Consider the following 25557-nt stretch of genomic DNA (forward strand, 5'->3'; position numbering starts at 1 on the left):
CGCTATCACGGACGTGCTGCGCTGCAACACTTGTTTGCTCTGGCGGTGATACTTTTTCCTGCAGGCACGATACTTTTTGGGACGACGTGTTCTGTCTGTCGCGTGTTGAAAGGCCATTATTCCCGCAGCAGGTATCCTATGAAATTGATTAGCACGAGGATGAGGGCAATGCGGGCGACGATCCATGCAATGGCGACCGTGCGCTCCGTCTTCTTGGAGAAACGCGAAGGTTTTCCGCCTTCTGCCTGAGCTTTCAATTCGCGTTGGGCTTTTTCCCAAGGCGTAATGCTCTGACGCCCAGTGGCAATGGCGGCTGTCTCAACAAGGCGGCTGATCCAGAGGTTTTCATTTCGCGTGACCCAGTCAGTGCCAGTTTGTTTGGACCAGCCGAACCGGTCATCGAGATGAAGCAGAATGGTAGGGCTGATACGGTCTGAAACCCTCGCCACGGTGCGGCCTTCTTCAGGGCTCGTTTCCTGACAGACAAGGTTTCGCAGCCGGTATGATAGCATCTGGAAGGTGTCGATGCCTTCAAGGTGTTCATTATCCAGAATGGCAAGCCAGGCGCTCCATTTCTGGCGCCGCTCTGCATCGTCCATCAACGTGCGAATCTGCTCCACGGCGTTCTTGACCAGTGTCTGGTCATCTGGCGTGAAGCCCCAGGGCTGTGTGGCCGGTTCTGCCGGTGGCGGCGTGTGCGGCCCAAACGGGTCTGCATCATCTTCGGACCACTCAGCCCCCGCAGGAGGCGGCGGTACAGTTTCGGGCGCCAGGTCAGGTGCTTGCGCAAATTCGGGCTCTGCGCTGACCGGAGGCTGTGGCGGATTATCAGCGAGTACATTGTCTGCGTCGCTGTCTTCTTCCTCGTCCTCATATGTATCGTCATAACCGTTGGCACGATCCTCATCACGCCATTTGATCGAGTTGAGCGCGCTCTCGAAGTTCTTGCGCAGGCGCATAAACTCGGCCGGATCATCGTCCGGCCGTGTCACTTTCAACCGCTTCGCATAAGCGCGTTTCACATCCGCGGCGGTCGCGTCTTTCCGGCTGAGTTCAAAATAGCGAAACGGGTCTTCAAAAGACATCTTTGTTTTCCAGTCGAACGACCGGTTCTTCAAGGCGCTGGCGGCAATCTGCGATCACGCGCGCATCTTGTGAGTGAAGCGCGCCTTCGAATTCACGAATGATTTCGCGCACCATTTCCCGCTCGCCGCCAAGCAGGCTTTCATAAAGCGCTGAGAGGCGGGCCATGAATGCCGTGTTTTCCTGCTGGTCGCGCGGATGGATTTTCAGCCCCTCCAGCGCTATCAGGCGGGCGTCTATCTCAGCCTGACTGAGCGAGCCCGGATTACCTTCAATAACGAGACGGGTTTCCTTGCCGGTGGAGATGACCTTTGCCAGAACTTCCAGAATACCGGAGGCGTCATAGGTGAAGCGGACATCGACGGCTTCATAGTCTTTCGTGTTGCGCGGGATGGACACTGACAGGCTACCGATTTTGACATTGTCTTTTACGAACGGTGCTTCGCCCTGATAAATCCGGAAGAGGATTTCCGTCTGGCCCTTTTGCAGCGGGTAGGTGACGTGAGAGCGGCTCACCGGAACGACGGTGTTGCGCTCGATCAGCGGTGAGAAATGACCGTGCTCGAAGACGTTCGGGCTGATCTCGGTTGAGGTTTCATAGCCGAGCGTGAACGGCGCAACGTCCGTCATCACCATATCGTCCAGCGCTTCATGGCGGGAAGCGAGGCCAGCCTGAACGCCTGCGCCGAGGGCTACGACATGGTCCGGATTGATGTCGTGCTCCGGAAAGCGCTTGAACAGCCGCGTGATCAGGCCGCGTACGCAATCCATTCGGGTTGCGCCGCCGACAAGAAGAATCCGGTCGATATTTTCAGCCTTAAGGCCTGCGTCTGAAATGGCGCGCTGGATTGGCAGGCGAATACGCTTGGTCAGTGGCTCTGTGATCTCGTCAAACGTCGTGCGGCTGATGGTCAGCGGGACATCTTTGCCTTTCAGAACAAAGCTGGCGCTTGCTTCATGACCTTCGGTCAGCCTGTGCTTCAGCGTATCTACAACGGCGCGAAGACGTGAGGTTTCTTCTGCGGACAGTTTGTCGAGTGTGAGGTCGGCTTTCTCAGCGAGATGCGCCATCATCGTGTCGGTGAAGTCCTCGCCGCCCAAAAAGGCATCACCGGAGGACGCGCGCACTTCCATAACGCCTGAAAACATCTCCAGAATGGAAACGTCAAACGTGCCGCCGCCAAGGTCGACGACAAGGAAGGTGGTTTCGGCATCCCGGTTCTGAAGGCCATAGGCGAGCGCCGCCGCCGTTGGCTCGTTAATCAGGCGCTCGACTTTCAAGCCCGCCATTTCGGCCGCGGCTTTCGTTGCCTTACGCTGAACATCATTGAAATAGGCTGGAACTGAAATGATGGCCCGCGTGACCGCATGGCCGAGATGAGCTTCGGCGTCGTCTTTCAGAGACCGCAGGATGAGCGCGGAAAGCTCTTCGGCGCGATACTTTTTCTTGCCTAGCATCGCTTCATGGTTGGTACCCATATACCGCTTGAAGCGAGCCGTTGTGAGCTTTGGATGCGTAACCAAACGGTCCTTGGCGGCCTGTCCGATCAGAAGTGTGCCGTCATCGGAATAGCCGACGGCTGAGGGCGTCATAAAGCTTCCAAGCGCGTTCTTGATCAGAACAGGACCATCTTCGGTAAAGACGCTCACCAGGGAATTGGTCGTTCCCAGATCAATCCCAATAATGGTGTCCTCTGCGCTCACGCAAATCTCCCGCCAGTTGTTTCCCTTCCATGATTTGGGACGGAACTGGGGCAGAGAGCAAGGGGGAAATGTAGAGTAAATTCACAACTTGCGGTAATTCGCGGCTGCCGCGAAAGTGTCATCAGCGCGGTATAGCTTTCACCTGATCGGGAGCGTTTTGCGCGGTTCTAACAGGGCTGAAACGCCGTAATACGGGTAATGGATAATTTCTGTCAGAATGAGTGGGGTTGAACGGTGTAGGGCGGAATTTGCCCGATTCTGCACGAAAAACAACCAAGGTTTATTGAAAAACATAAAGTCCAACATTACATTCTGTACATAATCAACACAATAAGGGGAATGCTTATGGAAAATCTTGTTTTCATTCTGATTGCGATCGTCGTCGGCCTGATTGCCGTCCGGACCGCCGTCAAATTTGTGCCCCAGGGCTATAACTGGACGGTTGAACGCTTCGGCAAATATACCAAGACGCTCGGGCCGGGCATGCATGTGATTATCCCCGTCATGGACGGTATCGGTAAGAAAATGAACATGATGGAGACGGTGCTGGATGTGCCGCAGCAGGATGTGATCACCAAAGATAACGCGCGGGTCTCCTGTGATGCGATCGTCTATATTCAGGTTATCGACGCCGTTTCTGCGGCTTATGAAGTGAATGACCTGATCCGCGCGATTACAAACCTGGCGCTGACGAACATCCGGACAGTGGTTGGTTCCATGGACCTAGACGAAGTTCTGTCCAACCGCGATGACATTAATGCGCGCCTATTGTCGGTCATTGATGCTGCGACCAACCCGTGGGGCGTTAAAGTCACGCGTATAGAGATCGCCGACCTCTCACCACCTGCTGACATTACTGAAGCCATGGCGCGCCAGATGAAGGCAGAGCGTATGAAGCGTGCTGAAATTCTGGAAGCAGAAGGCCAGAAACAGTCTCAGATTCTGCGGGCCGAAGGTATGAAACAGTCTGCTATTCTGGAAGCTGAAGGTCGCCGTGAAGCTGCGTTCCGTGATGCTGAAGCGCGAGAGCGTGAAGGCGAGGCGGAAGCTAAAGCGACAGCCTTCGTTTCCGAGGCGATTGCTGGCGGTGACGTGAATGCCATCAACTACTTCCTTGGCCAGCGCTATGTCGAAGCCTTCGAGAAGCTTGCAAGCTCTCCGAACCAGAAGACTGTTATCATTCCGGCTGAGTTCTCATCCATCCTCGGTACGCTTGAGGGCATTAAGGCGCTCGGTAATGGCGGCGCACTTCCAAATGGTCCGAAAGGTCCGTGGGGAGACCCTAAATAATGGAGATCATCTTCTCTCTTTTTGAGGTGATCACCCCCTGGCACTGGCTGGGGCTGGCCCTCGTCCTGATCGGCCTTGAGATGATGTTCGGCACCTACGACCTTCTTTGGTTATCCGGTGCGGCTTTCCTGACAGCGCTATTCAGCTTGTTCGCGCCGGAGGGGCTGAATGGATGGCAGTCTCACCTCGTGGTGTTTGCCATTGCCGGTATCGGATTGGTCATTCTGGGGCGGACGGCTTTCGCCGATCTGCGGAAACCAAACTCAGATCGTCCGCATCTGAACGAACGCAGTGCGTCACTGATCGGTAAGAAGGCTATCGCAACGGCTGATTTCATCAGCGGCGAAGGCCGGGTCAAGGTCGGTGATACCACCTGGATGGCCCGTGTTTGTGACGGTTCTGTCATAAGTGGTGACATGGAAGTCACAGTGGATCAGGTCGATGGCACAGTGCTGATTGTGCGCGCTTGAATTCCCCCAAAACCCAGATACTGCAAACGCGCCGGTGAGCTTCATCGGCGCGATTCTTTTTGTCCGGCTCCTTTTGGGGCGATCAGCGCGAGACGTGCCCGATGTCGAAACTGTCATGGATTGCAGGACTGGCTTTCATGTGTGCCGGTCTGGTTCCTGCTGCGCAGGCGCAGACCCATACACTCGCCGAACCAGAGCATCCTCGCGCACAGACGATTGCCGCGCTTGCGAATAGTGCCGACCGCGAAGCCGTTGCACGCCGCGAGCGGTCCAATGACTGGCTGCGCGCAAATGGCATTCCAGTAAACGACAATCTGCCAGCGCGTAACATTGCTGACGAGACAGTCCGCCGCGACAGCGATGCCGTGATCGACCGTCTTCTGGCGCTCGCCGTTGTTGCGGTTCATGCCAGCGAAATGGATCGCGGTCTCACCGACAGCATGATTTATAATTTCGATGTCGCTGACGTTTTTACACCTGAGGAAATGGCTTTCCTTCAGAATGAAACCCCGACACGTGACGAACGTGCAAAATACAGCTGGGCATTCGAGAACGTAGAAGTTCTGCTCTGGGCTGTTGGTCTGCGCGAAGAGCTCGGCCATCCGGGCGAGGTTTGCGATATTGATGCGATTGCAGACACGCTGCTTTCAAACGGTTCGTTCGGCCTTCGTCGCCGCGCAGAGCTGCGTTCTCAGGAAGAGATTATGGATCAGGCTGATCTGATCTACCGCATGCACTGGGCCCTGCGTCAGGCGCAGATTGAAGGCGAAGCGCCTCCGGCCGGTATGGTATGGGATGTTGTGTTCGAGCGTCACTACGCGCTGAACTGGCTGATTGGCTATATGGATCAGCCGTGGGACGAAGTTTCTACTGATACCTGATCGTCCGCCGCTTTCGGCATAGGAAATCGGCTTCTCAAAAACATGGCGCTCACTCCGGACAAGGCGAGCAGACAAGCTGAAAACGGGCCTACGGGAGTGAAAAGCGCGCAGACCGCTACGATGAAGCCGAGCGGTACGTCTATCCAGTAATGCCAGACCGAGCGCCGCGTGAGCGCAAGTTCGGTTTCATTCAGCCCGAGAATATCTTTCTTTTTGAGGGCGTGGCCATACATCAGCGCAATCACCAGAAACACGACTGAATAACCGATCGAAAAGATCGCAATAATATGGCTCGACTCTTTAAAGCCCATTCCGGTTTCGATCATGCGCGACCAGTCGCCCGCGAACGCGCCGAGCAGATAGCCGAAAAGGCCATCAAAAATAAAGCGCAGCGGATAGGCGATAAACAGAACCAGCAGCAATAGAGCCGCATTCAGCAGGACGACCGTCGCATCCGTGAGGCCGTAGCGGCGGAAAAACATGTAATGCGCATTCCAGATGAGCACGAGAATGCTGAAGCCTGCGATTACAGGCAGGATCAGCCATAAGTGCGTCAGTAGCTCGCCATAGGTCGTGGGCGGTGTGCTGGCAGAAACGAGCATGCCAAAGGCGAGCGCGAACACGATATCGGACAGGTTTTCAATGCGCGTGACGTTTTCGCCGCGCCAATGAAAATGCGGGTCCTGATCGGTTTGCCGGGCAATGTGATCGCGAAGCATAATGTCCCCCAACTGAGGTTTCATGGAACGGGATAATATTGCGCCTGTAAAGCGGCTTGCCGTGTATGCCTTCGCTACAATATCCTCAGGTGAGTTCTGAAAAGGTGAGGCGCGATGCCCGTTGCACAGGCCGGAGGCGGCGCTAAGAAAATTCTCTACACGCTGGCGACGGTAAACCGGATTGGCGTTGCCAAAGCGGCGAAGGCGCTAACGGCGCACAATACCTGCAAAGCCTGCGCGCTCGGCATGGGTGGCCAGCTTGGCGGCATGACGAACGAGCTGGGCGAGTTCCCAGCCGTCTGCAACAAATCCGTTCAGGCCCAATCGACCGATATTCAGGACGAAATTCCGGTCGAGGTGTTTGATCATCCAGTCTCTGATTTTCTGGACCTCACACCGCGTGAAACGGAGCGGCTCGGTCGGCTCGGCTTTCCGGTTCTGAAGCGCAAGGGCGAGGACCGATACCAGCGTGTAAGCTGGGATGACGCCATGGCGTTTGCCGCAGAGAAATTTCTCGCCACCGTGCCAGACCGGACCTTTTTCTACTCGTCGGGTCGTTCGTCTAACGAGGCAGGGTTTATCCTTCAGCTTCTGGCGCGCCTGTACGGTACGAACAACGTCAATAACTGCTCATACTATTGTCATCAGGCGACGGGCGTTGCGCTTGGTTCTACGATCGGTACGGGCACAAGTACGGTCGAGCTGGAAGACCTCACGCGCTGCGATCTCATCTTCGTGATCGGCGCGAACCCGTCTTCCAACCATCCGCGCTTTATTCACCAGCTTGCGGCCTGTCGCGCCCGCGGCGGCAAAGTCGTGGTGATTAACCCGGCCAAAGAGCCGGGCCTGCAGAAGTTTGCGCTGCCGAAAAGCCCGAAATCGCTTCTGAAAGGTGGTTCAGAGATTGCCTCTCACTATGTCCAGCCGAAAATCGGTGAGGACATGGCGCTCATGAAGGGCATTGCGAAAGCCGTGCTGGAAAAAGGTGCTCTGGACGAGGCTTTCATCGCGCAGCACACAGATGGTTTCGAGGCGTATAAAACAGCAATCGAAGCCCTCGAATGGGGTGAGATACTCTCACGTTGCGGCGTGGCGCGAGACCAGATCGAAGCCATCGCTGACGTCTATATTGCGAGCGAGAATGCCGTCTTTGCGTGGGGTATGGGCATGACTCATCACCTGCATGGCGTGCAGAATATCGAAGAGATTGCGGCGCTTGCGCTCCTTCGCGGTATGATCGGTCGTCCGGGCGCAGGCCTGCTTCCACTTCGCGGGCATTCCAACGTTCAGGGTATTGGTACGATTGGCGTGAAGCCTGTGCTAGCAGAAGATGTAGTCCAGCGCATCGAAGCAAGGTTCGGCGTGAAGCTGCCTGAAGCGGCAGGCATGGACACCATGTCCTGTATGCAGGCAGCACATACTGGCGACGTAGATGCGGCGCTCATCATGGGCGGCAATCTGTTTGCGGCGAACCCGAACTCGCAGTTTGCGCGTGAAGCGCTTTCAAAAATCGGGTTCAAACTCTTTCTGACGACGACGCTCAATCAGGGCCATTTTGAAGGCATAGACGAAGACGGCGATGTGCTCATTTTGCCGGTCACCGCCCGCGACGAGGAATGGGAGCCGACGACGCAGGAAAGCATGTTCAACTATGTACGCTTGTCAGATGGTGGCATTAAACGCTTCGAGTATGTGCGCCCTGAAAGTGTGATCCTGTCAGATCTCGGTGCGCTGATCCTGAAAGACCTGCCATTCGATTTTAAAGCTTTCGGTCGTCACGCATCGGTGCGCGATGCGATTGGTGATGTCCTGCCTGAACTGGACGGATTGAAAGACATCGAAGTCGCAAAGCGCGAGTTTCATATCAAAGGGCGGCTGGTTCACACACCCCGCTTCAAGACGCCAAATGGCCGCGCAAAGTTTCAGGCTAATGAGCTGCCACCGCGCGCCGAGGCGCGGCCTTTCACGCTTGCGACCCTCCGGTCAGAAGGTCAGTTCAATTCCATCATTTACGAAGAGAAAGACAGCTATCGCGGCACGCCGCATCGCTGGCTTGTCATGATGAACGCTGCTGACATCGCAAAGCTCGGCAAGACGGCTGGCGACAAGGTTGACCTCGTGTCTGATGCAGGTCGGATGGAGGCGGTCGAGCTCTATCCGTTCGATGTGCCGGAAGGTGATCTTCTGGCATATTATCCGGAAGCCAATGTGCTGGTGAACACGGATGTTGACCCGCGCAGTAAGACGCCAGCGTTCAAAGCCGTGAAGGTGAGTATTGAGCTTTAAGTGACGGTGCTGCGGACCTGATATTTCGGGTCGCGCCAGGTCTCGCGGGCGAGAATGTCTTTGAAGGTCTCAAGTGCAGCCCAGACTTCGCTATAGCTCAGATACAGCGGTGAAAGCCCGAAGCGGATCGTGTCCGGCGGGCGATAGTCTGTCTTGATGCCCTGATCAGCGAGCGCCCGCGAAATGGCATAGCCTTCCGGGTGGCAGACACTGACATGGCCGCCGCGCGGGCTACCGACAGGCGGTGAGGTTGAAGCAAGGCCAAGTTCCTCAAAAACATGCAGACACATATCGCCAAGCCTATTCGCCTTAACCTGAAGGTCTGCCTGATTGACGCCTTCAAAGACTTCAAGCGCCGCGTTCAGCGTGGCGAGGGAAAGGATTGGCGGTGTGCCCGAGATGAAGCGCTTCAGTCCATCTGCCGGTATATACTCGTCTTCAAAAGCGAAGGCGTTTGCGTGGCCGAGCCAGCCCGGAAGCGGCGTTGAAAGCTCGTTTTGCTTATCGCGCGATACATAGATGAAGCCCGGCGCGCCGGGGCCGCCATTCAGGTATTTATAGGTGCAGCCGACTGCATAGCGCGCGCCCCAATCAGCCAGCCGCAGGTCGAGCACGCCCGTTGCATGGCTCAGATCCCATATGATCGCGCCGCCCGATGCTCGCGCCGCCTTTTCATGTGCGCTGAGATCGGCAATGTGTCCTGTGCGGAAATCAACGAGGCTTTTGACAAGAATACCGCCGTCTTTGAGTGCGGCCAGTCCGCCGCCAGCGTCCGCGTGCACATGCTCTGCGCCGACGAGGCTCGCAAGCTTTGCCATCATATACTGATCGGTCGGAAATTCTTCGCGTTCGACGATGAGGCGACGCTTATGCCCGCCGGTTTCCATAAGAGCTGAGGCGAGCTTGACGAGGTTGAGCGAAACGCTGTCGCAGACAATCACCTCATCGTTCGCCGCGCCAAGGAGTGGGGCAATCTTCGCCCCTGTCGTCTGAGGCAGGTTGATCCAGTCTGCGGTGTTCCATGAGCCGACAATATCGCAGGCCCAGTCTGAGCCAGCTGTTGTGTTGGCTTGCTTCAATGCTTTAACCGGCGCCGCGCCGAGTGAATGACCTACCAGATAGGTGACGCCTTCCGGCATGGAGAAGGCGTTGCGATGTGCCGCCAGTGGATCTGCTGCGTCAAAAGCGTGAGCGTCTTCAAGGCTTTTCGGAAAACCGGTGGTGGACATTTATCGGGCCTCGGGCGTTACTGGCGTCACGTATCTTTAAAGAGCGCAGTCTGAGAGATAGGCGGGTTAAATGCAATTTCGAACGAGTGTCATAGCTTTTTTCGCCTGTGTGTCTTTTGCGGCCTGTAGCACAAATGAGGTGAGCCCTGTGGAAACGTCCCCGCCTGAGCTGATGACATGGCCAGACCTGCTTTCACGTGACCGTCCGGAACCACAAATGAGCCTATCTTATGGCCCACTGCATCAGCAGGTTGTCGACCTCTGGCAGCCGGACGGTGAGGGGCCGCATCCGGTGGTGCTCATGGTGCATGGTGGGTGCTGGCAAAAGGCAATCGCCGACCGGACACTCATGAACTACGCCGCGGAGGATCTGCGCCAACGCGGGCTTGCTGTCTGGAATATTGAATATCGCGGCGTGGATGAAGATGGCGGCGGATATCCGGGCACTTATCTTGATGTAACGGCGGCGACCGAGGCTCTGTTTGAGCGTGGCGAAGACTTCGGACTCGATACAAGCCGTGTGGCGGGCATTGGTCATTCGGCAGGCGGGCATCTTGTGACCTGGCTTGCTGCGCGCGACCAATTGCCGGCAGAGAGCGCCGTCTATGGAGAGGGGCAGACGTTCGAGTTTCGAAGCGTTGTAAATTCAGGTGGGCTTGCAGACCTTGAGGCCTCCAGCCCAGTCACGCTGGATACCTGTCTCGCCGCAATTGAGAGCCAGCTGACCGGCGAGGCGACGCCTGAGCGGCCCGATGTTTACGCGGACACATCATCCAGCCGTTTACAGCCTGCCCCAAGTGAACAGATCAGCGTGAATGGTCAGTATGACCGGATCGCGCCATCTGTTCTGGGTGAGGGCTTTACGACGCAAGTCATCGCGTCCGGTGGTTCAGCGCGCTTCGTTGAAGTTGCTGATACGGGGCATGTCGAGCTGATTGCGCCCGGTACAGATGCCTGGAATGTACAGGCCGCTCTGCTGGAAGAGGCGCTCGCCGACTAGCGCTTGCCGATCACCAGAGATTGCACGGCGCGACCGAAAAAGCCTCTCTCGTCGGCAAGTTCGCCATAGCCAAGGCCGGAACCATTATCTGACATCCACGCGCTGGCCGTCAGCATGATCCACTCGCCAACCGGCTTACGCGCAAAGTGCAGGGTGAGGTCAGCGTTGATAAAGGTCCATTTGGTGAAGTCGAGACCGCCGCCAAACCCGTTGCAATAGTCGCCGGTAGAGGCAGCACGCATCAGGGCCGTTGTCTCGGTATGTCCGAAATACGGGCGCGGAATGTGGAACCATGCAGCACGCTTCATATGTGGGGGATGGCTGGTCGCTTCCTGAATACTGATGTGCTCGTTAAAGCCGGCAAACCGGTTCAGCGGCATGTTCTCGCCATCACGCTCATACGGTGCAGGCGGCGGGTTCACTGATTCAGGCAGGTCGCCAAACTCTGTTTCGCGGATGCGCAGAACGGAAGCGCGGCAGACTTCTTTGTCGCCATGCGTGAGGGAAATATCAGCCGCCTGAATGTTGCGGCCCTGACGGTTGATGTCGATCTTATAGCCCAGCTCGCCCATTGGTACGGGGCGCTTCAGATCAATTGTGAGGCGGGATACCTGCATTGGCACTTCGGATGGAAGCGTGTCTGCTAGATGCGCGATGAGGGCTGAAACCGCGCCGCCATGCTGCATGCTCGGGTCCCACGGGCCGGCGCAATGTTCGGAAGCGATGACCTTGTTTTCCTGCAGCTCAAAATAAGGTTTCATCGTATAGTTTCCTCACATCATCTTGTTTTATGTGCCTCAGATCAGAGATGACGCGAGGTGAGTCAAGTAGACGGTTTGTAGAGTTTTGCTTCCCCAAAGAAAAAGCGCCGACCCATAGGGCCGGCGCTCTGACACACTACACCGAGAAAGGGTTAGCTTCGTGTGTCAAACCGGTCTGCTTCCATGACCTTGGTCCATGCTGCAACGAAGTCGTGAACGAGCTTCTCTTTCGAGTCGTCCTGAGCATAGACCTCTGCATAGGAGCGGAGGATGGAGTTGGAGCCGAACACCAGGTCAACGCGTGTTGCGGTGAACTTGGTTGCGCCTGTTTTGCGGTCGCGGATCTCATAGAGATTTTCGCCGACAGGCTCCCACGTATTGCCCATATCCGTCAGGTTGACGAAGAAGTCGTTCGTCAGCGCGCCGACACGGTCAGTGAAGACACCATGCCTGGTGCTGCCATGGTTTGTGCCAATGACACGCATGCCACCGACGAGAACTGTCATTTCAGGCGCTGTGAGCCCGAGAAGCTGAGTGCGATCCAGCATCATTTCTTCCGGTGTTACAGCATAGTCCTGCTTCAGCCAGTTACGGTAGCCGTCAGCCAGAGGCTCAAGCGGCTCGAAGGATTCTCCGTCTGTCATGTCGTCAGTCGCATCACCGCGGCCCGGTGTGAACGGAACGGTGACGTCTACACCAGCGGCTTTCGCAGCTTGCTCGACGCCGACATTACCTGCCAGCACGATTGTGTCCGCAACGCTTGCGCCGGTCTGCTCGGCAATCGCTTCAAGTGTGCCGAGGACTTTCGCCAGACGATCCGGTTCGTTACCTGCCCAGTGCTTTTGCGGCTCAAGGCGGATGCGTGCGCCGTTTGCGCCGCCACGCATATCAGACCCGCGATATGTACGCGCAGAATCCCAGGCTGTGGAGACCATTTCGGAAGCCGTCAGACCGCTAGAGGCAATCTTCGCTTTGACAGCGTTCACGTCATAGCCGGTTGAGCCAGCCGGAACCGGGTCCTGCCAGATCAGGTCTTCAGATGGCACCCAAGGACCGAGATAACGGGCTTTCGGACCCATATCGCGGTGGGTCAGCTTGAACCAAGCGCGTGCGAAACAGTCGGAGAAGTACTCGTGATCGTTACGGAATTTCTCCATGATCTCGCGATAGATCGGGTCGACCTTCATCGCCATGTCCGCGTCAGTCATGAGCGGCATGGTTTTGATGGATGGGTCTTCAACATCCGCCGGCATGTGGTCTTCTGAGATGTTCACAGGCTTCCATTGTTGTGCGCCAGCCGGTGATTTCGTCAGCTCCCACTCATAGTCGAGCAGCATTTCAAAATAGCCGCCATCCCACTTTGTCGGGTTCTGCGTCCAAGCACCTTCCGGGCCACCTGTCAGCGTATCGCGACCAACGCCGCGGCCTTTGGTGTTCAGCCAGCCCATACCCATGGATTCCAGCTCGCCGCCTTCAGGCTCCGGGCTGAGATTTTCAGCGGCGCCGTTACCGTGTGCCTTACCAATTGTGTGACCACCAGCTGTCAGCGCAGCTGTTTCCTCGTCATTCATCGCCATGCGTTTGAATGTTTCGCGGACGTCTTTCGCTGTGCGCGCTGGATCAGGCTTGCCGTTCACGCCTTCCGGGTTCACATAGATGAGGCCCATAACAACAGCCGCCAGCGGGTTCTCCAGAGACGAACGGTCTTCGTCTTCAGGATAGCGCTCTTCGTTTGCGGTCAGCCATTCACGCTCTGACCCCCAATACGTGTCTTTTTCAGGGTGGTAGATGTCTTCACGGCCGAATGCGAAGCCGTATGTCTTCAGGCCCGTGCTTTCATAGCCGATTGTGCCGGAGAGGACGATCAGGTCAGCCCATGAGAGCTTGTTGCCGTACTTCTTCTTGATCGGCCAAAGGAGACGACGCGCCTTGTCGAGGTTGGCGTTGTCCGGCCAGGAGTTCAGCGGCGCAAAACGGATGTTGCCTGTGCCGCCGCCGCCGCGACCGTCTGCCAGTCGGTAGGAACCGGCTGCGTGCCATGCCAGGCGTCCGAACAGACCGGCATATGTGCCCCAGTCTGCTGGCCACCATTCCTTGCTGTCATGCATCAGTTCGAGCATGTCTTTTTTCAGCTCGTCAAAATCGATCTTCTGAACTTCTTCAGCGTAGTTGAAGTCGTCGCCGAGCGGGTTTGTCTTGCTATCGTGTTGGTGAAGAATGTCGAGGTTCAGCGTCTTCGGCCACCAGCTTGTTACGGTTGTTTCGGAACTTGTCATTCCACCGTGCATAACCGGGCATTTGCCGCGAGATGAATTGTTCGGGTCCATTCTTTCCTCTCCTTCTTTTTCGGTCCCAAGCGCTCGGACAGAGCGCGGACTCCTGAAACTAACGAGACGATAGACCAAAACGATCCAAAAGTATAATTGATTGTATGAAGGTTATATATAAAACAAATTTATATTAAGCGATGTGGGCGGACAAGGCGTGCAAATCCGGCGAATTGCGGGGATACTGGATTTATAAGAATCGGGAGGAGCGGATGGCGGACAAAAATGGGGTGTGCCTCGTTATTGGCGCTGGTGAAGATACGGGCGCAGCAATCGCAAAGGCCTTTGCACGTGAAGGCCTGACCGCTTGCCTCGTCCGGCGTCCCCGTCACGCTGATGCGCTTGAAAAGCTGGCCCAATCCATCCGCGACGAGGGCGGCAAGGCTGAAGCTTGCCCATGCGATGCGCGCGACGAAGAGGCTATTATCGCGCTGTTTGAGCGCATCGAAAATGACATTGGCCCTATCGAAGTGGCGGTGTTCAACATCGGCGCGAATGTCCGTTTTTCCATCACTGACACAACCGAGCGGGTCTTCCGGAAGGTCTGGGAGATGGCATGTCTCTCCGGCTTCCTGACGGGCCGCGAAGCAGCGGCGCGCATGAAAACGCGGGGTCGCGGCACGATCCTCTTCACGGGCGCGACGGCCAGTGTGCGCGGCGCGAACGGCTTTTCTGCCTTCGCCGCTGCCAAGCATGGCCTGCGAGCACTCGCACAATCCATGGCGCGCGAGCTTGGACCTCAAAACATTCATGTCGCCCATGTGATTGTAGATGGCGCCATCGATTCCAACTTCATCCGCGAGAATGTGCCGGACGTGGAACAGAAGCGCGACGACGATGCCATTCTGAATCCGGATCATATCGCTGCGAATTATGTGATGCTGCACAAACAGCCGAGAACAGCCTGGACGCATGAGCTTGATCTGCGTCCTTGGAAAGAGACCTGGTAGGGGGAGAGTATGACCAAGACTGTCGATTTCATTTTCGATTTCGGAAGCCCGAATGCGTATCTGTCCTACAAAGTGCTGCCAGCCATTCTTGAGCGTACCGGCGCGAAGGTGAAGCTCATCCCGTCTCTTCTCGGTGGCATATTCAAGGCGACGAATAATCAGTCACCAATGATGGCGTTTGGCGGCGTGAAGGGAAAACTCGAGTATGAAAACCTAGAAACGCGCCGCTTCATCAAAAAGCACGGCCTTACAGCCTTCAAAATGAACCCGCATTTTCCGGTGAACACGCTGATCCTCATGCGCGGCGCGATCTATGCCGAGCGTGAAGGTTTTCTGGTCGCGTATTTCGCTGCTGGTCTCAAAGCCATGTGGGAAGAGGGTCAGAAGATGGATGATGCTGAGGTCTTCGTCTCGGTGATGAATGATGCTGGCCTTGATGGCGCAGCCATTCTCGCGGCAACGCAGGAGCCGGATGTGAAAGCGGGCCTTATCGCCAATACGGAGGCGGCTGTCAGCCGCGGCGTGTTTGGCATTCCGACGTTCTTTGTCGGTGATGAAATGTATTTCGGGAAGAACACACTTGGCGAGGTTGAAGCCGCTTTAAGCGAATAAGGCCGCTATAAAAAAATCCCGGGCCGAAGCCCGGGATCTCCATGATGTGTGCCAACAGATTTACGCCTTTTTGGCGTAAACCGGGAACATGCTGGCATCACCATAGTCTTTGATCGGTTCGATATTTTTCAGTGCGTCCATGTCGGCGTCTGAAATCTCAAAGTCCACATCGGCATTGCTCTTCATATGGTCGGGATTTCCGGTCTTTGGCAGAGCGACGAGGCCGAGCTGAAGCACATAACGAATGCAAAGCTGAGGAACGCTCACGCTGTATTTGTCAGCGATGGATTTGATGGTCTCATTATCCAGAATTTTGCCGTGCCCGATCGGTGAATAGGCTTCCACGACAATGTCTTCTTTCTGGCAGAACTCGATCAGATCAAACGGCGTATTGCTGACGTGAGCGAGGATCTGGTTGACCATCGGTTTGACCTTGCCGTTATCGATCAGGTTTTGAAGGTCCTGCTGCTCAAAGTTGGAGACGCCAATCGCGCGGATTTTGCCGGCTTCAAGGGCCTCCTCAAGCGCTTTCCACGCTGCGAGATTGCCTTCAAAGAAACGGTCTTCACTGTTGAAGGCGTCCCATGGCTGCGGGCTGTGGATGATCATCAGGTCGATGTAATCGAGGCCAAGTGTTTTGAGTGACCCATCGATAGATGCGACGGCTTCGTCATAGGATTTCACGCCCGCTTCAAGCTTCGTTTGAACGAAGAGATCGCCGCGTGCGATACCGCATGTGCGGACACCTTCGCCAACGCCGGCTTCATTGCCGTAAGCCTGTGCTGTGTCGATGTGGCGATAGCCCAGATCTACGGCTGCTTTGACGGCATCAGCAGCGTTTTCGTCTTCGATCATCCATGTGCCGAGGGCTAGTTTTGGAATCTCGACGCCATTGTTCAGTGTGTATGTGTCTGTCGTAATCATGAGGTTTTTCCTTTCGTCCGGCTTCTGTCGAGCCGGTAGTGAGAGTTGATGGCGCGTCAGAGTGAGAAGGCTGCGCGCACTGATTTGTTCCGTGTGAAGGCTGTGAGTGGACCGGCAATATGGCCAAGCCGGACCAACCCGTTCGAATAGCCAAAGTCCTTGTAAAAAATCGCCAGATTGCCCCATGGGGCGTAATAAGTGATGTCGCCTGCGCTCGGCTGATAGCCGCGCGGTGCGCCTTCCGTATTCAGGCGACGCGGCAGATCGCTGACCTTTTCTGTGCTCGCATAATCATCGAGCGTCAGCGTCATGGGCAGGAGCGAAGCAAAATCTTTTGAGGTGGAGCTGTCATCCAGCTCCACCCAAATTTCTTCTCCGGCAATTGAAATGCACATACGCATCCCGGCCTAGAACGTCGCCGCGTCAATCACGTAACGATAACGGGCGTTCTTATTCACCACGTCTTCCCATGCCTGATTGATGCCCGTTGCCGGAATGATCTGGATTTGCGGCGTAACGCCGTTCTCTGCGCAATAGTCCACGACTTCCTGCGTTTCTTGCATGTTGCCGATGAGTGACGCGTTAAAGTTCACGCGGCTGGCTGCGAGGTTCAACGCGTTCACCGTGACTTCGGAGTTGATCGGCATACCGACCTGCGTGAAGAAACCGCCCGGTTTTACGACTGACGCATAGGCTGCAACATCGTACTGATACGGGATCGTGTTGATCATGCAGTCGAGTTGACCGGCATAGTCCTGAAACGCGTCATCGCTGTCTACCACGATCACTTCTTTCGCGCCCCAGCCCAGAATGTCTTCGCGCTTTTCGGCGGTTGTCGTGAACGCATAAACGTCCGCACCCTTTGATACCGCCAGCTTCACAGCAAGGTGGCCAAGGCCGCCAATGCCTGCAACGCCAACTTTTACGCCCGGTCCAAGCTCGAATTTCAGAAGCGGTGAATAGGTCGTGACGCCTGCACAGAGCAAAGGTGCCGCCTCTTCAAAGCTGATCGTTTCTGGAATATGGATGGCATAATGGTCGCGAACGACGATATTGTTTGAATAGCCACCTTGGGAAATACCGGTTGGTGATTTGTCGTATGGGTAGCCATAGGTGAAGATTGTGCCCGGGCTGTATTGTTCGCCGCCATGTGCGCAGTCATCGCCTGTGCAGCCATCAACCATACAGCCTACGCCGGCACGGTCACCGACTTTGAACTTGGTGACGTTAGAGCCGACAGCGCTGACAACGCCCACAATCTCGTGGCCTGGCACTTGCGGGTATTGCTGCTCGCCCCAGTGGCCCTTCATCTGGTGAATGTCAGAGTGACAGATGCTGGCATATTTGATGTCGATCTGAATGTCGTTCTCGCCGACAGAGCGGCGTTCGAATGTCCATGGAACCAGTGTTCCGGATTCATCAACAGCAGCGTAACCGCGTGATTGGATTGTCATAGTCTCTCCTGATGTCGTCGATGCGAGGGCAGGTGATGTGCCGGCCAGAAACAGGCCCGTGCTCGCAAGTGTTGAATTCTGTAAAAAGGCGCGGCGGTTCTGCTGGCCGTGCTCTTTTTGGGTTGTGTCTTTAGTTTCTTTGGTCATTCCGGCAGGTCTCCTGTGAGATCGCGGAAGACAGACAGAGCCCGGCCGTTGGGGGGGGAGCGTACCGCGCCCTGCTGCCAAGGCGGGGATTAGTCGTCAGATGATGTGCCGTAATACTCTTCGTCTGTGACGTGGTGCATCCAGTGCACCGGCGTACCGTCCTGCACTTCCTGAATGGCGATGTGTGTCATGGAAGAGTCCGGCGTCGCGCCGTGCCAGTGTGGCTTGTCTTTCGGGCAAAGCATGATGTCGCCTTCGTAAAACTCGACGCGCTCTTCACCTTCAACCTGCGTCCAGCCAACACCGTCCGTGACGATCAGCGTTTGGCCGAGCGGGTGTGAGTGCCATGCTGTGCGGGCGCCCGGCTCGAATGTCACAATCGCGCCTGAGATTCGTGATGGCTCGTCGCGTGTGAAATTGCCTGTGATTGTGGCTCGTCCTGTGAAGTATTCTTCAGGGCCTTCGACCGTTTGCTGGTCGGCTTTGCGCATGATTTCCAATGTGTCTTGTCCTGCATGAGCGCATCCGGCAGTGAGTGCGGCTACGGTGAGAACCAGTCCTGCGGTCTTCATCATATTACTCTCCGTTGCACCGTGTCGGCGCGGTTGTGCGTCTGCGATAGGCGACGCTTCTGGGAGTAAAGATATTCGTTATCCGCCATAGAAATAGATGGCGTTTGACCAACGAACTGATGAGTAATATTCATCAATAAATATGGAACCATTCAGAGGTTCATACGCTGAATAAGGTCAGCTTTTGAGGGTGTCATGGATATCAGCCGCGCAGACATTGCCGACTTCGTCTATTTCATGGCTATTGCACGCTGGGGAAGCTTCCGGCGCGCGTCTTCCGAGCTGGATGTAACGCCTTCCGCACTTAGTCACGCGATACGCGGTCTTGAAGAGCGATTAGGCGTCAGATTGCTGAACAGGACAACGCGAAGTGTAACCCTGACCGCTGCTGGCGAGGAACTTCGCGCCAGCATTGAAAGCCCGTTTCACGACATTACCGAAGCCCGTGAGCGGCTCAATAGATATCGCGATGCACCAGCCGGTCGGGTGCGTATCAATATGCCCGAAGATGCGTTTACGCTGCTTGTCGAGCCCGTCATGCCAGCGTTTATCGAGCGCTATCCCGAGGTTGAGGTAGACATCTCAATCACCAACCGACTGATCGATGTGGTTGATGAAGGCTTTGACGCCGGTATCCGCTATGGTGGAACGGTCCCTGAGGATATGGTCGCTCAGAAACTGTCGCCCGAGATCATATGGTCGGCGGCGGCCTCGCCGGAATATCTTGAAAAGAATGGTATTCCCAAGCATCCGACCGAATTGCGGCGCCATCGCTGTATCCGTATCCGCCTGGGCAATGACAAAATTTATGACTGGGAATTTGGCACAGGCGCGCAGGAGTTTTCCGTTACAACGCCGGGCCAGATTACGGTTGACCATACCAACGCGCTTCTGAATTTCGGATGCGCTGGTCTGGGAGTCATCTACGCGACCTTGCCCGTGATGAAAAAGGCGCTGGACGATGGACGCCTGCGCCTCATTCTGGAAGATTGGGCCTCACCGGGTGAAGGCTTTCACATCTATTATTCCAGCCGTAGGCAGGTGCCGAACGGGCTGAGACTGTTGATCGAAACCATTCGCGAGCTGAAGCCGCTCGGTTAGAGCGCAATAGCCGCCAGCATATAAACCGCGCCTGTCGCGGCGGAGCCAAGCGTGCGCACATGGTTCCATCCGGTCCACTCGCGCAGATAGACGGCCCAATAGTCGCGGCCTTCATTGCTGTAAGCGGCCATCTTATCGAGGCGCTCATTGCGCGGTACGTTCGCCGCAGCAGTGACAAGAAAGACCGCGGGAATATAGATTACAGCCGCGCTGATCGTCAGGGCGCGGGAGCTTCCCTCCATATTGAACGCCGCATAGAGCGCCAGCGCAGCTGACAGGGGGGCAATGGCGAGCAGGCTGACGACAAACACAGACCGGATAACTGTCCGGTTGATATGCTGCATCGCCTCTGCGCCGGCGGACGGGCAGGCCCGCTTCAGCCCCGCCATGACAAAGTCGGAAAAGGCCTGAAACACGCCTGCAACAAGAAGCGTGAAAAAGCCGAGAGCGAACAGGGCAGCAAGTTCCATTTGATCAGGCATGGTCAGTCCTCAAAGAAAAGAAGGTTGGTCGCGTGTCACCATGACGATCGCTGCATCGACGAGGCTGATGGCGAGGTCTATGGCGGTCCGGTTTGGTGATGAATTCGATGGCGCCGTGGCCACCGTGATGCCGCTAATCCGCGCAAGCCCGTACGCGGCGAAGAGCTGAACATTCAGCCAGATCGCCGTGCTCGTAAAACCGGGCGATGCCGCGCCGGACGCCAGCATGATCGCAGAGAGCAAGAGAAGCCCTGCAGGCGCGCGTGCGTCTGCCAGTGGGCAGGCACTGGCTTCCGGCGGCATGTCGGTGAAGGCGTAAGTGGCCATCGGGTTGAAGAACAGAAAGCTCGCCATAGCGAACAGAATAAGCGCAGAGGCGCCCATGATTGCGCGCCATATCGGGGGTTTCATCGCAAGCCACTCCAGTGTGTGCTTTGTTGGTTTGGAAGTGCGCTACTCATGCCGTAGATGGCGCGCCAATTCTTGACCGCTCGCGACGGAGTTTTGACGCGCCGTGCCAAAAGACGCCTTAGGTAAAACGGGTTGCGCACTGGTTGTGTTTTGCCGACAGTGTCAAAAAGCGGGGAGACACCTACAAATGACATATAGACGACTACGTGCTGGTCTGGCTGGCGGTATCGCTATGGCCGCGCTGGCGGCGTGTTCAGAGACAACAGAGCCGGCAACACAAGATGAGCCAGCTGCCGTTGAAACGGTTTCTACAGGAGACAGCTGTTCGGCGTTGGCAGAGCTGGCGCTAGAGGACACTGTGATTGTCTCTTCCGGCCTTGTTGAGGCTGGCGCACTGGAGCTTCCATCCGCCCCGGGTGCGCGCCCGGTTGATACATCTGCCCTGCCGGAGTTCTGCCGCGTGACGGGCTCTATCCGGCCAACTGAAGCGTCAGACATTTATTTCGAGGCCTGGCTCCCCCTGGATGACAGCTGGAATGGCCGTTTCATGCAGGTTGGCAATGGCGGCGCGGCAGGCGATGTCGTCTATTCCTCCATGACAGCGCCGCTGACGCGCGGCTATGCCGTGGTGAACACAGACACCGGCCATAGAGGCGCGATGGGCGACTTCTCATGGGCGATGGGCGAAGAAGAGCGCCTGACAGATTACCAATACCGCGCCGTCCGCGAGACGACCCTGAAGGGTAAGGATATTACCGAGGCGTTTTACGGCGCCGCGCCGGATGCCTCATACTGGTTCGGCTGTTCTACTGGCGGGCGTCAGGGGCTTGTCGAGGCACAGCGCTATCCGGACGATTATGATGCGATTATTGCGGGTGCACCGGCAAATAACTGGCCGCCTTTGCAGCTCTCTTCCATCCACTTCCTGAATAATCTGAGTGATGACCGTCTTCCGGTCTCCCAGCTGGGACTATTGAAAGACGCCGCGATTGCAGAATGTGACGGGCTGGATGGTCTGTCCGACGGTATTATCTCCAACCTCGCCGAATGTCCGTTCGATCCGGCAAGCCTTGCCTGCGCCGAGGGTGATGAGGCGGCGAGCTGTCTCTCTCCTTCTGCGGTGGAGGCTGCGCGCAGCCTCTATGCGGGCATCATCACCAGAGATGGCGCGGTCGCCATGCCGGGGCCAGCCTATGGCAGCGAGTCCGAATGGGCCGCTTACGTGACGCCATTCTTCCGCATCGGCACCAGCTATATGCAGAATGTCGTCCTTGAAGACCCAGACTGGGACCCGGCCACAATGGATGTCGACACGCATCTCGCTATGCTGGTCGATCATGATCAGGGCCGGACAACCGCAATGGACCCGGACCTTTCTGCCTTTGTGGAGAATGGCGGGCTTCTTCTGCTCTATCACGGCATGGCGGACGGCATTATCCCGCACGACAACACTTTGAACTATTATAAGAGCGTCGTTGAAACGCTGGGCGAGGATGTCGCGAGCGAGCATGTCCGCTTCTTCTCTGTGCCGGGCATGGGGCATTGTTCCGGCGGTGACGGGGCCTCGGCCATCGACTGGATCTCCGCCATTGAAAACTGGGATCAGTCCGGTGTCGCGCCAGCCTTGATCGAGGCGACCCATCCCGAAGAAGGCTTCACGCGCCCGATCTGCGAGCACCCTTACACCGTCACATATAATGGTGAAGGACCGGAAGACGACGCCACCAGCTTCACGTGTGAAGCGCCATGACCCCGCTTAAAACCGGCCTTCTGGCGCTCGCTATCAGTTTTACCCCGATCACGGAGATGGCCATGGCACAGGATGCCCCGCCTGTTTCAGCCCCGACCCTCAGCCTTGTGATGGAGGGCGTTGTCGATATCGGCATGCCGCGCCAGATGGGCGAAAGCCCGAATGGCGTGCGCCGTGAGATACCGATCACTGGCGGTACGTTCAGCGGGCCGGACTTTGCCGCAACCGTTCTGCCGGGTGGGTCGGACTGGCAGCTCCAGCGCGCAGATGGCGGGCTGGAAATCGTCGCTGACTACACGCTGCAAACCGAAGATGGCGTCTTCATTCGCGTCATTAATGAAGGGGTGAGCTATCCCGCCAGTGATGACCGCGCGCGCTACACCATGACCACGCCGCGCTTTATTGCGCCGGAAGGGCGTTATGGCTGGCTGAATGAGGCTGTGTTTGTCGGCACGCTCCGCGTTTCGGGCGATACCCCGCCGAAAATTCTCATCGGCGTGTATCGGGCGGAATAGGGCGCACATGAAGGACCCGACCCCGAAGAATGTATTTGTGCGGTATGGCCTGGTCATCATCACGGCCATCGCCGTAGGTGCCGTCTACAGGTTCACGGGGCCACCTGTTCCGGCGGGCTATGACTGGTACGTTGTCGGGGGCATCGTTCTGATCATTGTGCTCGCCTTGTTCGGCACGATTTCAGGCAGAGACCGTTTGAAGAAGATGCGCCGCGAAATCTGGTTCGGAGAGAAAGACGATACATAAGGGCCCTGTTTCGAAACGCTCCGACGATGCCCTTGCAGAAGGGCATCCATTCTTAGGTCTTTGACTGGGTGTCGGTGTTTATATCTAAGCATGGTTTCCCGCCTTCGCGGGAACCTGCGGGCATTGGCATACAAATGAATCCGTCATACCGGACTTGTTCGGAGAGAAGACTGATGAGGAATAGGGGCGGTTGATGACACTAACCGGTATGTTCTGGGATTTCCGGCTTAATTATTTCAATTTTTCGGGACGTACATCGAAACAGGCTTTCGTGCCTCAATTCGCTGCTTACGTTTTGGGGTTCATTTTGTTTGCGGCGTTCTCGATTTTCGACAGGATTGTTCTGGGGCAGAACGAAGCGGCCGGCATTTCCGACCTAGGCATGTTTGTGTCCCTGATTGGCTTAGCGCTCAGTATTGTTCTTATCTGCCCTTTGTATGCGCTCCTCTTTCGCCGGCTGCATGATGTTGGCGAGAGTGCGATCATTCTTCTGTACTGCTGTATTCCCATCGCGGGCTTTTATTTTCTGTTTCGGACTTTTGTTCTGCTGTTCAAACAGGGCGATCAGGCTAGGAATGATTATGGCGCGCCGCCCGAGACGTAGAGGCGACGGAAAACAAAAAAGCCCGGGCAGTGCCCGGGCTTTTCTGATTTGGATGTTTGTTCACTTTGCTCCCGCGAACCTGTGGTTCGCATGGAGCGTGCTCAGGGCTACCGCCCTTACAGAGCGTCTGTGAGCTCTGGAACGGCTGTGAACAGGTCAGCAACCAGACCGTAATCAGCAACCTGGAAGATAGGTGCTTCTTCGTCTTTGTTGATTGCGACGATGATCTTGGAGTCTTTCATACCAGCAAGGTGCTGGATCGCGCCGGAAATACCGATTGCGATGTAAAGCTCAGGCGCAACAATCTTACCTGTCTGACCAACCTGATAATCGTTCGGCGCATAGCCAGCGTCGACAGCCGCGCGGGACGCGCCGATGCCTGCGCCCAGCTTGTCAGCGAGCGGTGTCATGTACTTGTTGAAGTCTTCTTCAGACCCAAGCGCACGGCCACCAGAGACGATGATCTTGGCAGATGTGAGTTCTGGACGATCGCTCTGAACGATTTCCTGAGACACGAATGCAGACTTGCCGTTGCCAGCTGCTGCGTCGACAGTTTCAACCGCTGCAGAACCGCCTTCTTCAGCTGCGTCGAACGCCGTACCGCGAACGGTGACGATTTTCTTCGCGTCAGATGTAGAGACAGTCTCGATTGCGTTACCCGCATAGATCGGGCGAACGAATGTGTCAGCGCTTTCGACACCGATGATGTCGGAGAGCTGCATGACGTCGAGCTTCGCAGCGATGCGAGGCGCTACGTTTTTGCCGGTTGTTGTCGCTGGCGCGAAGAATGCGTCATAGCCGTCCATGAGTGGAACAACCAGAGCTTCAACTGCTTCAGCCAGAGCGTTCTCAAGCGCGTCGCTCTCAGCCACGAGGACTTTGCGAACGCCAGAGATTTTCGCTGCGGCTTCAGCAACCGCACCGCAGCCTTTACCAGCTACGAGAACGTCAACGTCGCCACCGAATTTGGTCGCAGCCGTTACAGTTTTGTGAGTCGCGTCACCAAGAGACGCATTGTCATGATCTGCAAGTACGAGAACAGCCATTAGAGTGCGCCTTTCGCTTTCAGTTTGGAAACGAGGGTCGGAACGTCTTCAACGATTTCGCCAGCTTCGCGAACCGGTGGCTCGGTCACTTTGACAGTTGTGAGACGTGGAGCAACATCAACGCCGTAGTCACCGATCTCTTTCATGTCGATCGGCTTCTTCTTCGCTTTCATGATGTTTGGCAGAGACGCATAGCGTGGCTCGTTCAGGCGAAGGTCAGTCGTGACGATCGCTGGCAGGTCGAGTGCAACAGTCTGCAGGCCGCCGTCAATCTCACGTGTGACGTTGGCTTTGCCGCCGTCAATTTTAACTTCGTTCGCGAATGTACCCTGTGGCCAGTCGAGCAGAGCTGCGAGCATCTGACCGGTCTGGTTGGAGTCGTCGTCAATCGCCTGCTTGCCGAGGATAACCAGCTCAGGAGATTCTTCAGCGACAACAGCTTTCAGAAGCTTGGCAACAGCCAGTGGCTCAACCTTGTCGTCTGTTTTGATCAGGATGCCACGGTCAGCGCCCATAGCGAGGGCTGTGCGGAGTGTTTCCTGGCACTGCTGAGGACCGATAGAAACGACAACAACTTCAGTTGCTGTACCAGCTTCTTTCAGGCGAACCGCTTCTTCGACGGAAATTTCGTCGAATGGGTTCATGGACATTTTGACGTTCGCGAGGTCAACACCTGACTGGTCAGGTTTCACGCGCGCTTTCACGTTGTAGTCAATTACCCGTTTGACGGGTACCAGGACCTTCATGGCGTTCTCCGTGATCACCGCAGGAATAGGTTTTCCTGCTTATTATCTTTACGGATTCCGGACGGGCCGTAATCCGTTCGCTGCAGGTGCTAAATGCTAGGAGCGACCTCGTCAAGCTTACGCAAGCGTAAGCGACGAAATGCCCGATCAGAGAAACTTTATTCCGCCTGCGCATAATTTGGTGTGCAGGTGCGAAAGATTTCTCCTCTGACCATTCAACACGTCATTCTGTTCCGCCATTCTGGC

Annotated in this window: 26 protein-coding genes; 12 read left to right on the top strand and 14 right to left on the bottom strand. The window is 56.2% G+C overall.

What is annotated here, in order from left to right; all coding sequences use genetic code 11:
• Positions 1-116: 116 nt before the first annotated feature.
• Positions 117-1085 (bottom strand): hypothetical protein, encoded by a 969-nt coding sequence (locus tag P1U45_RS06220; protein ID WP_301058238.1) that lies wholly within the window; start codon positions 1083-1085, stop codon positions 117-119.
• Positions 1075-2787, bottom strand: a complete 1713-nt coding sequence (locus tag P1U45_RS06225) for a molecular chaperone HscC (protein ID WP_301058240.1) — start codon at positions 2785-2787, stop codon at positions 1075-1077. Before P1U45_RS06225 ends, P1U45_RS06220 begins: the two co-directional genes overlap by 11 nt.
• 345 nt (positions 2788-3132) lie before the next feature.
• Here P1U45_RS06225 and P1U45_RS06230 point away from each other — a divergent pair, with 345 nt between their 5' ends.
• The 3 genes from P1U45_RS06230 (at position 3133) to P1U45_RS06240 (ending at position 5428) form a co-directional block, all read left to right on the top strand.
• A complete protein-coding gene (locus P1U45_RS06230; RefSeq protein ID WP_301058242.1) occupies positions 3133-4077 on the top strand; it encodes an SPFH domain-containing protein in 945 nt (314 codons plus the stop codon).
• Positions 4077-4547, top strand: coding sequence for an NfeD family protein (locus P1U45_RS06235; protein WP_022694058.1), 471 nt, complete (start codon positions 4077-4079; stop codon positions 4545-4547). Before P1U45_RS06230 ends, P1U45_RS06235 begins: the two co-directional genes overlap by 1 nt.
• Positions 4548-4648: 101 nt before the next feature.
• Complete coding sequence (locus P1U45_RS06240) at positions 4649-5428, top strand: DUF4272 domain-containing protein (RefSeq protein WP_301058246.1); 780 nt, start codon at positions 4649-4651, stop codon at positions 5426-5428.
• On the opposite strand, the gene P1U45_RS06245 is transcribed toward P1U45_RS06240, so the two are convergent.
• Entirely contained in the window at positions 5395-6147 is a 753-nt protein-coding gene (locus tag P1U45_RS06245; RefSeq protein WP_301058247.1) for a TMEM175 family protein, read from the bottom strand. The two genes, P1U45_RS06240 and P1U45_RS06245, sit on opposite strands and share 34 nt — an antisense overlap.
• 114 nt (positions 6148-6261) lie before the next feature.
• Between P1U45_RS06245 and P1U45_RS06250 the strand changes: the two genes are divergently transcribed.
• Positions 6262-8433, top strand: a complete 2172-nt coding sequence (locus P1U45_RS06250; protein WP_301058248.1) for an FdhF/YdeP family oxidoreductase — start codon at positions 6262-6264, stop codon at positions 8431-8433.
• Here the strand turns inward: P1U45_RS06250 and P1U45_RS06255 are convergent.
• Positions 8430-9662, bottom strand: a complete 1233-nt coding sequence (locus P1U45_RS06255) for an aminotransferase class V-fold PLP-dependent enzyme (protein ID WP_301058249.1) — start codon at positions 9660-9662, stop codon at positions 8430-8432. The two genes, P1U45_RS06250 and P1U45_RS06255, sit on opposite strands and share 4 nt — an antisense overlap.
• Before the next feature lie 148 nt (positions 9663-9810).
• Here P1U45_RS06255 and P1U45_RS06260 point away from each other — a divergent pair, with 148 nt between their 5' ends.
• Positions 9811-10662 carry an alpha/beta hydrolase gene (locus P1U45_RS06260; RefSeq protein ID WP_301058250.1) on the top strand — a complete coding sequence of 284 codons (852 nt, stop codon included), beginning with the start codon at positions 9811-9813 and terminating at the stop codon, positions 10660-10662.
• On the opposite strand, the gene P1U45_RS06265 is transcribed toward P1U45_RS06260, so the two are convergent.
• The gene (locus P1U45_RS06265; protein ID WP_301058251.1) at positions 10659-11423 is read right to left on the bottom strand and encodes a thioesterase family protein; all 765 of its coding nucleotides are present in this window, start codon (positions 11421-11423) and stop codon (positions 10659-10661) included. The two genes, P1U45_RS06260 and P1U45_RS06265, sit on opposite strands and share 4 nt — an antisense overlap.
• Before the next feature lie 152 nt (positions 11424-11575).
• Complete coding sequence (gene katG / locus P1U45_RS06270; RefSeq protein WP_301058252.1) at positions 11576-13750, bottom strand: catalase/peroxidase HPI; 2175 nt, start codon at positions 13748-13750, stop codon at positions 11576-11578.
• Between the two features lie 212 nt (positions 13751-13962).
• Between katG and P1U45_RS06275 the strand changes: the two genes are divergently transcribed.
• Positions 13963-14700, top strand: coding sequence for an SDR family oxidoreductase (locus P1U45_RS06275; RefSeq protein WP_301058253.1), 738 nt, complete (start codon positions 13963-13965; stop codon positions 14698-14700).
• Between the two features lie 9 nt (positions 14701-14709).
• Positions 14710-15312, top strand: a complete 603-nt coding sequence (locus P1U45_RS06280) for a 2-hydroxychromene-2-carboxylate isomerase (protein WP_301058254.1) — start codon at positions 14710-14712, stop codon at positions 15310-15312.
• 60 nt (positions 15313-15372) lie between these two features.
• On the opposite strand, the gene P1U45_RS06285 is transcribed toward P1U45_RS06280, so the two are convergent.
• From P1U45_RS06285 to P1U45_RS06300, 4 genes are all read right to left on the bottom strand, one after another.
• The gene (locus P1U45_RS06285; protein WP_301058255.1) at positions 15373-16236 is read right to left on the bottom strand and encodes an aldo/keto reductase; all 864 of its coding nucleotides are present in this window, start codon (positions 16234-16236) and stop codon (positions 15373-15375) included.
• A gap of 56 nt (positions 16237-16292) precedes the next feature.
• Complete coding sequence (locus P1U45_RS06290) at positions 16293-16631, bottom strand: cyclophilin-like fold protein (RefSeq protein WP_301058256.1); 339 nt, start codon at positions 16629-16631, stop codon at positions 16293-16295.
• A 12-nt stretch (positions 16632-16643) separates the two neighbouring features.
• Entirely contained in the window at positions 16644-17837 is a 1194-nt protein-coding gene (locus P1U45_RS06295; RefSeq protein ID WP_301058257.1) for an NAD(P)-dependent alcohol dehydrogenase, read from the bottom strand.
• 89 nt (positions 17838-17926) lie between these two features.
• On the bottom strand, positions 17927-18328 hold the full coding sequence (locus P1U45_RS06300) for a cupin domain-containing protein (protein ID WP_363259261.1): 402 nt from the start codon (positions 18326-18328) through the stop codon (positions 17927-17929).
• A gap of 276 nt (positions 18329-18604) precedes the next feature.
• Between P1U45_RS06300 and P1U45_RS06305 the strand changes: the two genes are divergently transcribed.
• Complete coding sequence (locus tag P1U45_RS06305; protein ID WP_301058258.1) at positions 18605-19510, top strand: LysR family transcriptional regulator; 906 nt, start codon at positions 18605-18607, stop codon at positions 19508-19510.
• Here P1U45_RS06305 and P1U45_RS06310 read toward each other — a convergent pair.
• Complete coding sequence (locus tag P1U45_RS06310; RefSeq protein WP_301058259.1) at positions 19507-19992, bottom strand: anthrone oxygenase family protein; 486 nt, start codon at positions 19990-19992, stop codon at positions 19507-19509. The two genes, P1U45_RS06305 and P1U45_RS06310, sit on opposite strands and share 4 nt — an antisense overlap.
• A 9-nt stretch (positions 19993-20001) precedes the next feature.
• The gene (locus tag P1U45_RS06315) at positions 20002-20403 is read right to left on the bottom strand and encodes a DUF4345 family protein (protein WP_301058260.1); all 402 of its coding nucleotides are present in this window, start codon (positions 20401-20403) and stop codon (positions 20002-20004) included.
• A 187-nt stretch (positions 20404-20590) separates the two neighbouring features.
• Between P1U45_RS06315 and P1U45_RS06320 the strand changes: the two genes are divergently transcribed.
• From P1U45_RS06320 to P1U45_RS06335, 4 genes are all read left to right on the top strand, one after another.
• The gene (locus P1U45_RS06320) at positions 20591-22153 is read left to right on the top strand and encodes a tannase/feruloyl esterase family alpha/beta hydrolase (protein WP_301058261.1); all 1563 of its coding nucleotides are present in this window, start codon (positions 20591-20593) and stop codon (positions 22151-22153) included.
• Positions 22150-22668, top strand: a complete 519-nt coding sequence (locus tag P1U45_RS06325; protein WP_301058262.1) for a DUF3237 domain-containing protein — start codon at positions 22150-22152, stop codon at positions 22666-22668. Before P1U45_RS06320 ends, P1U45_RS06325 begins: the two co-directional genes overlap by 4 nt.
• 7 nt (positions 22669-22675) lie before the next feature.
• Positions 22676-22915, top strand: coding sequence for a hypothetical protein (locus P1U45_RS06330; RefSeq protein ID WP_301058263.1), 240 nt, complete (start codon positions 22676-22678; stop codon positions 22913-22915).
• A 208-nt stretch (positions 22916-23123) separates the two neighbouring features.
• Complete coding sequence (locus P1U45_RS06335) at positions 23124-23519, top strand: DUF805 domain-containing protein (RefSeq protein WP_301059284.1); 396 nt, start codon at positions 23124-23126, stop codon at positions 23517-23519.
• 116 nt (positions 23520-23635) lie between these two features.
• Here P1U45_RS06335 and P1U45_RS06340 read toward each other — a convergent pair whose 3' ends face one another.
• Together P1U45_RS06340 and P1U45_RS06345 are read right to left on the bottom strand one after the other, a co-directional pair.
• Entirely contained in the window at positions 23636-24565 is a 930-nt protein-coding gene (locus P1U45_RS06340; protein WP_293610016.1) for an electron transfer flavoprotein subunit alpha/FixB family protein, read from the bottom strand.
• Positions 24565-25311, bottom strand: a complete 747-nt coding sequence (locus P1U45_RS06345) for an electron transfer flavoprotein subunit beta/FixA family protein (protein WP_293610017.1) — start codon at positions 25309-25311, stop codon at positions 24565-24567. The genes P1U45_RS06340 and P1U45_RS06345 overlap by 1 nt, the downstream gene beginning before the upstream one ends.
• Positions 25312-25557 lie beyond the last annotated feature (246 nt).

It is taken from the genome of Ponticaulis sp. (assembly GCF_029210165.1).
GTDB lineage: Bacteria > Pseudomonadota > Alphaproteobacteria > Caulobacterales > Hyphomonadaceae > Ponticaulis.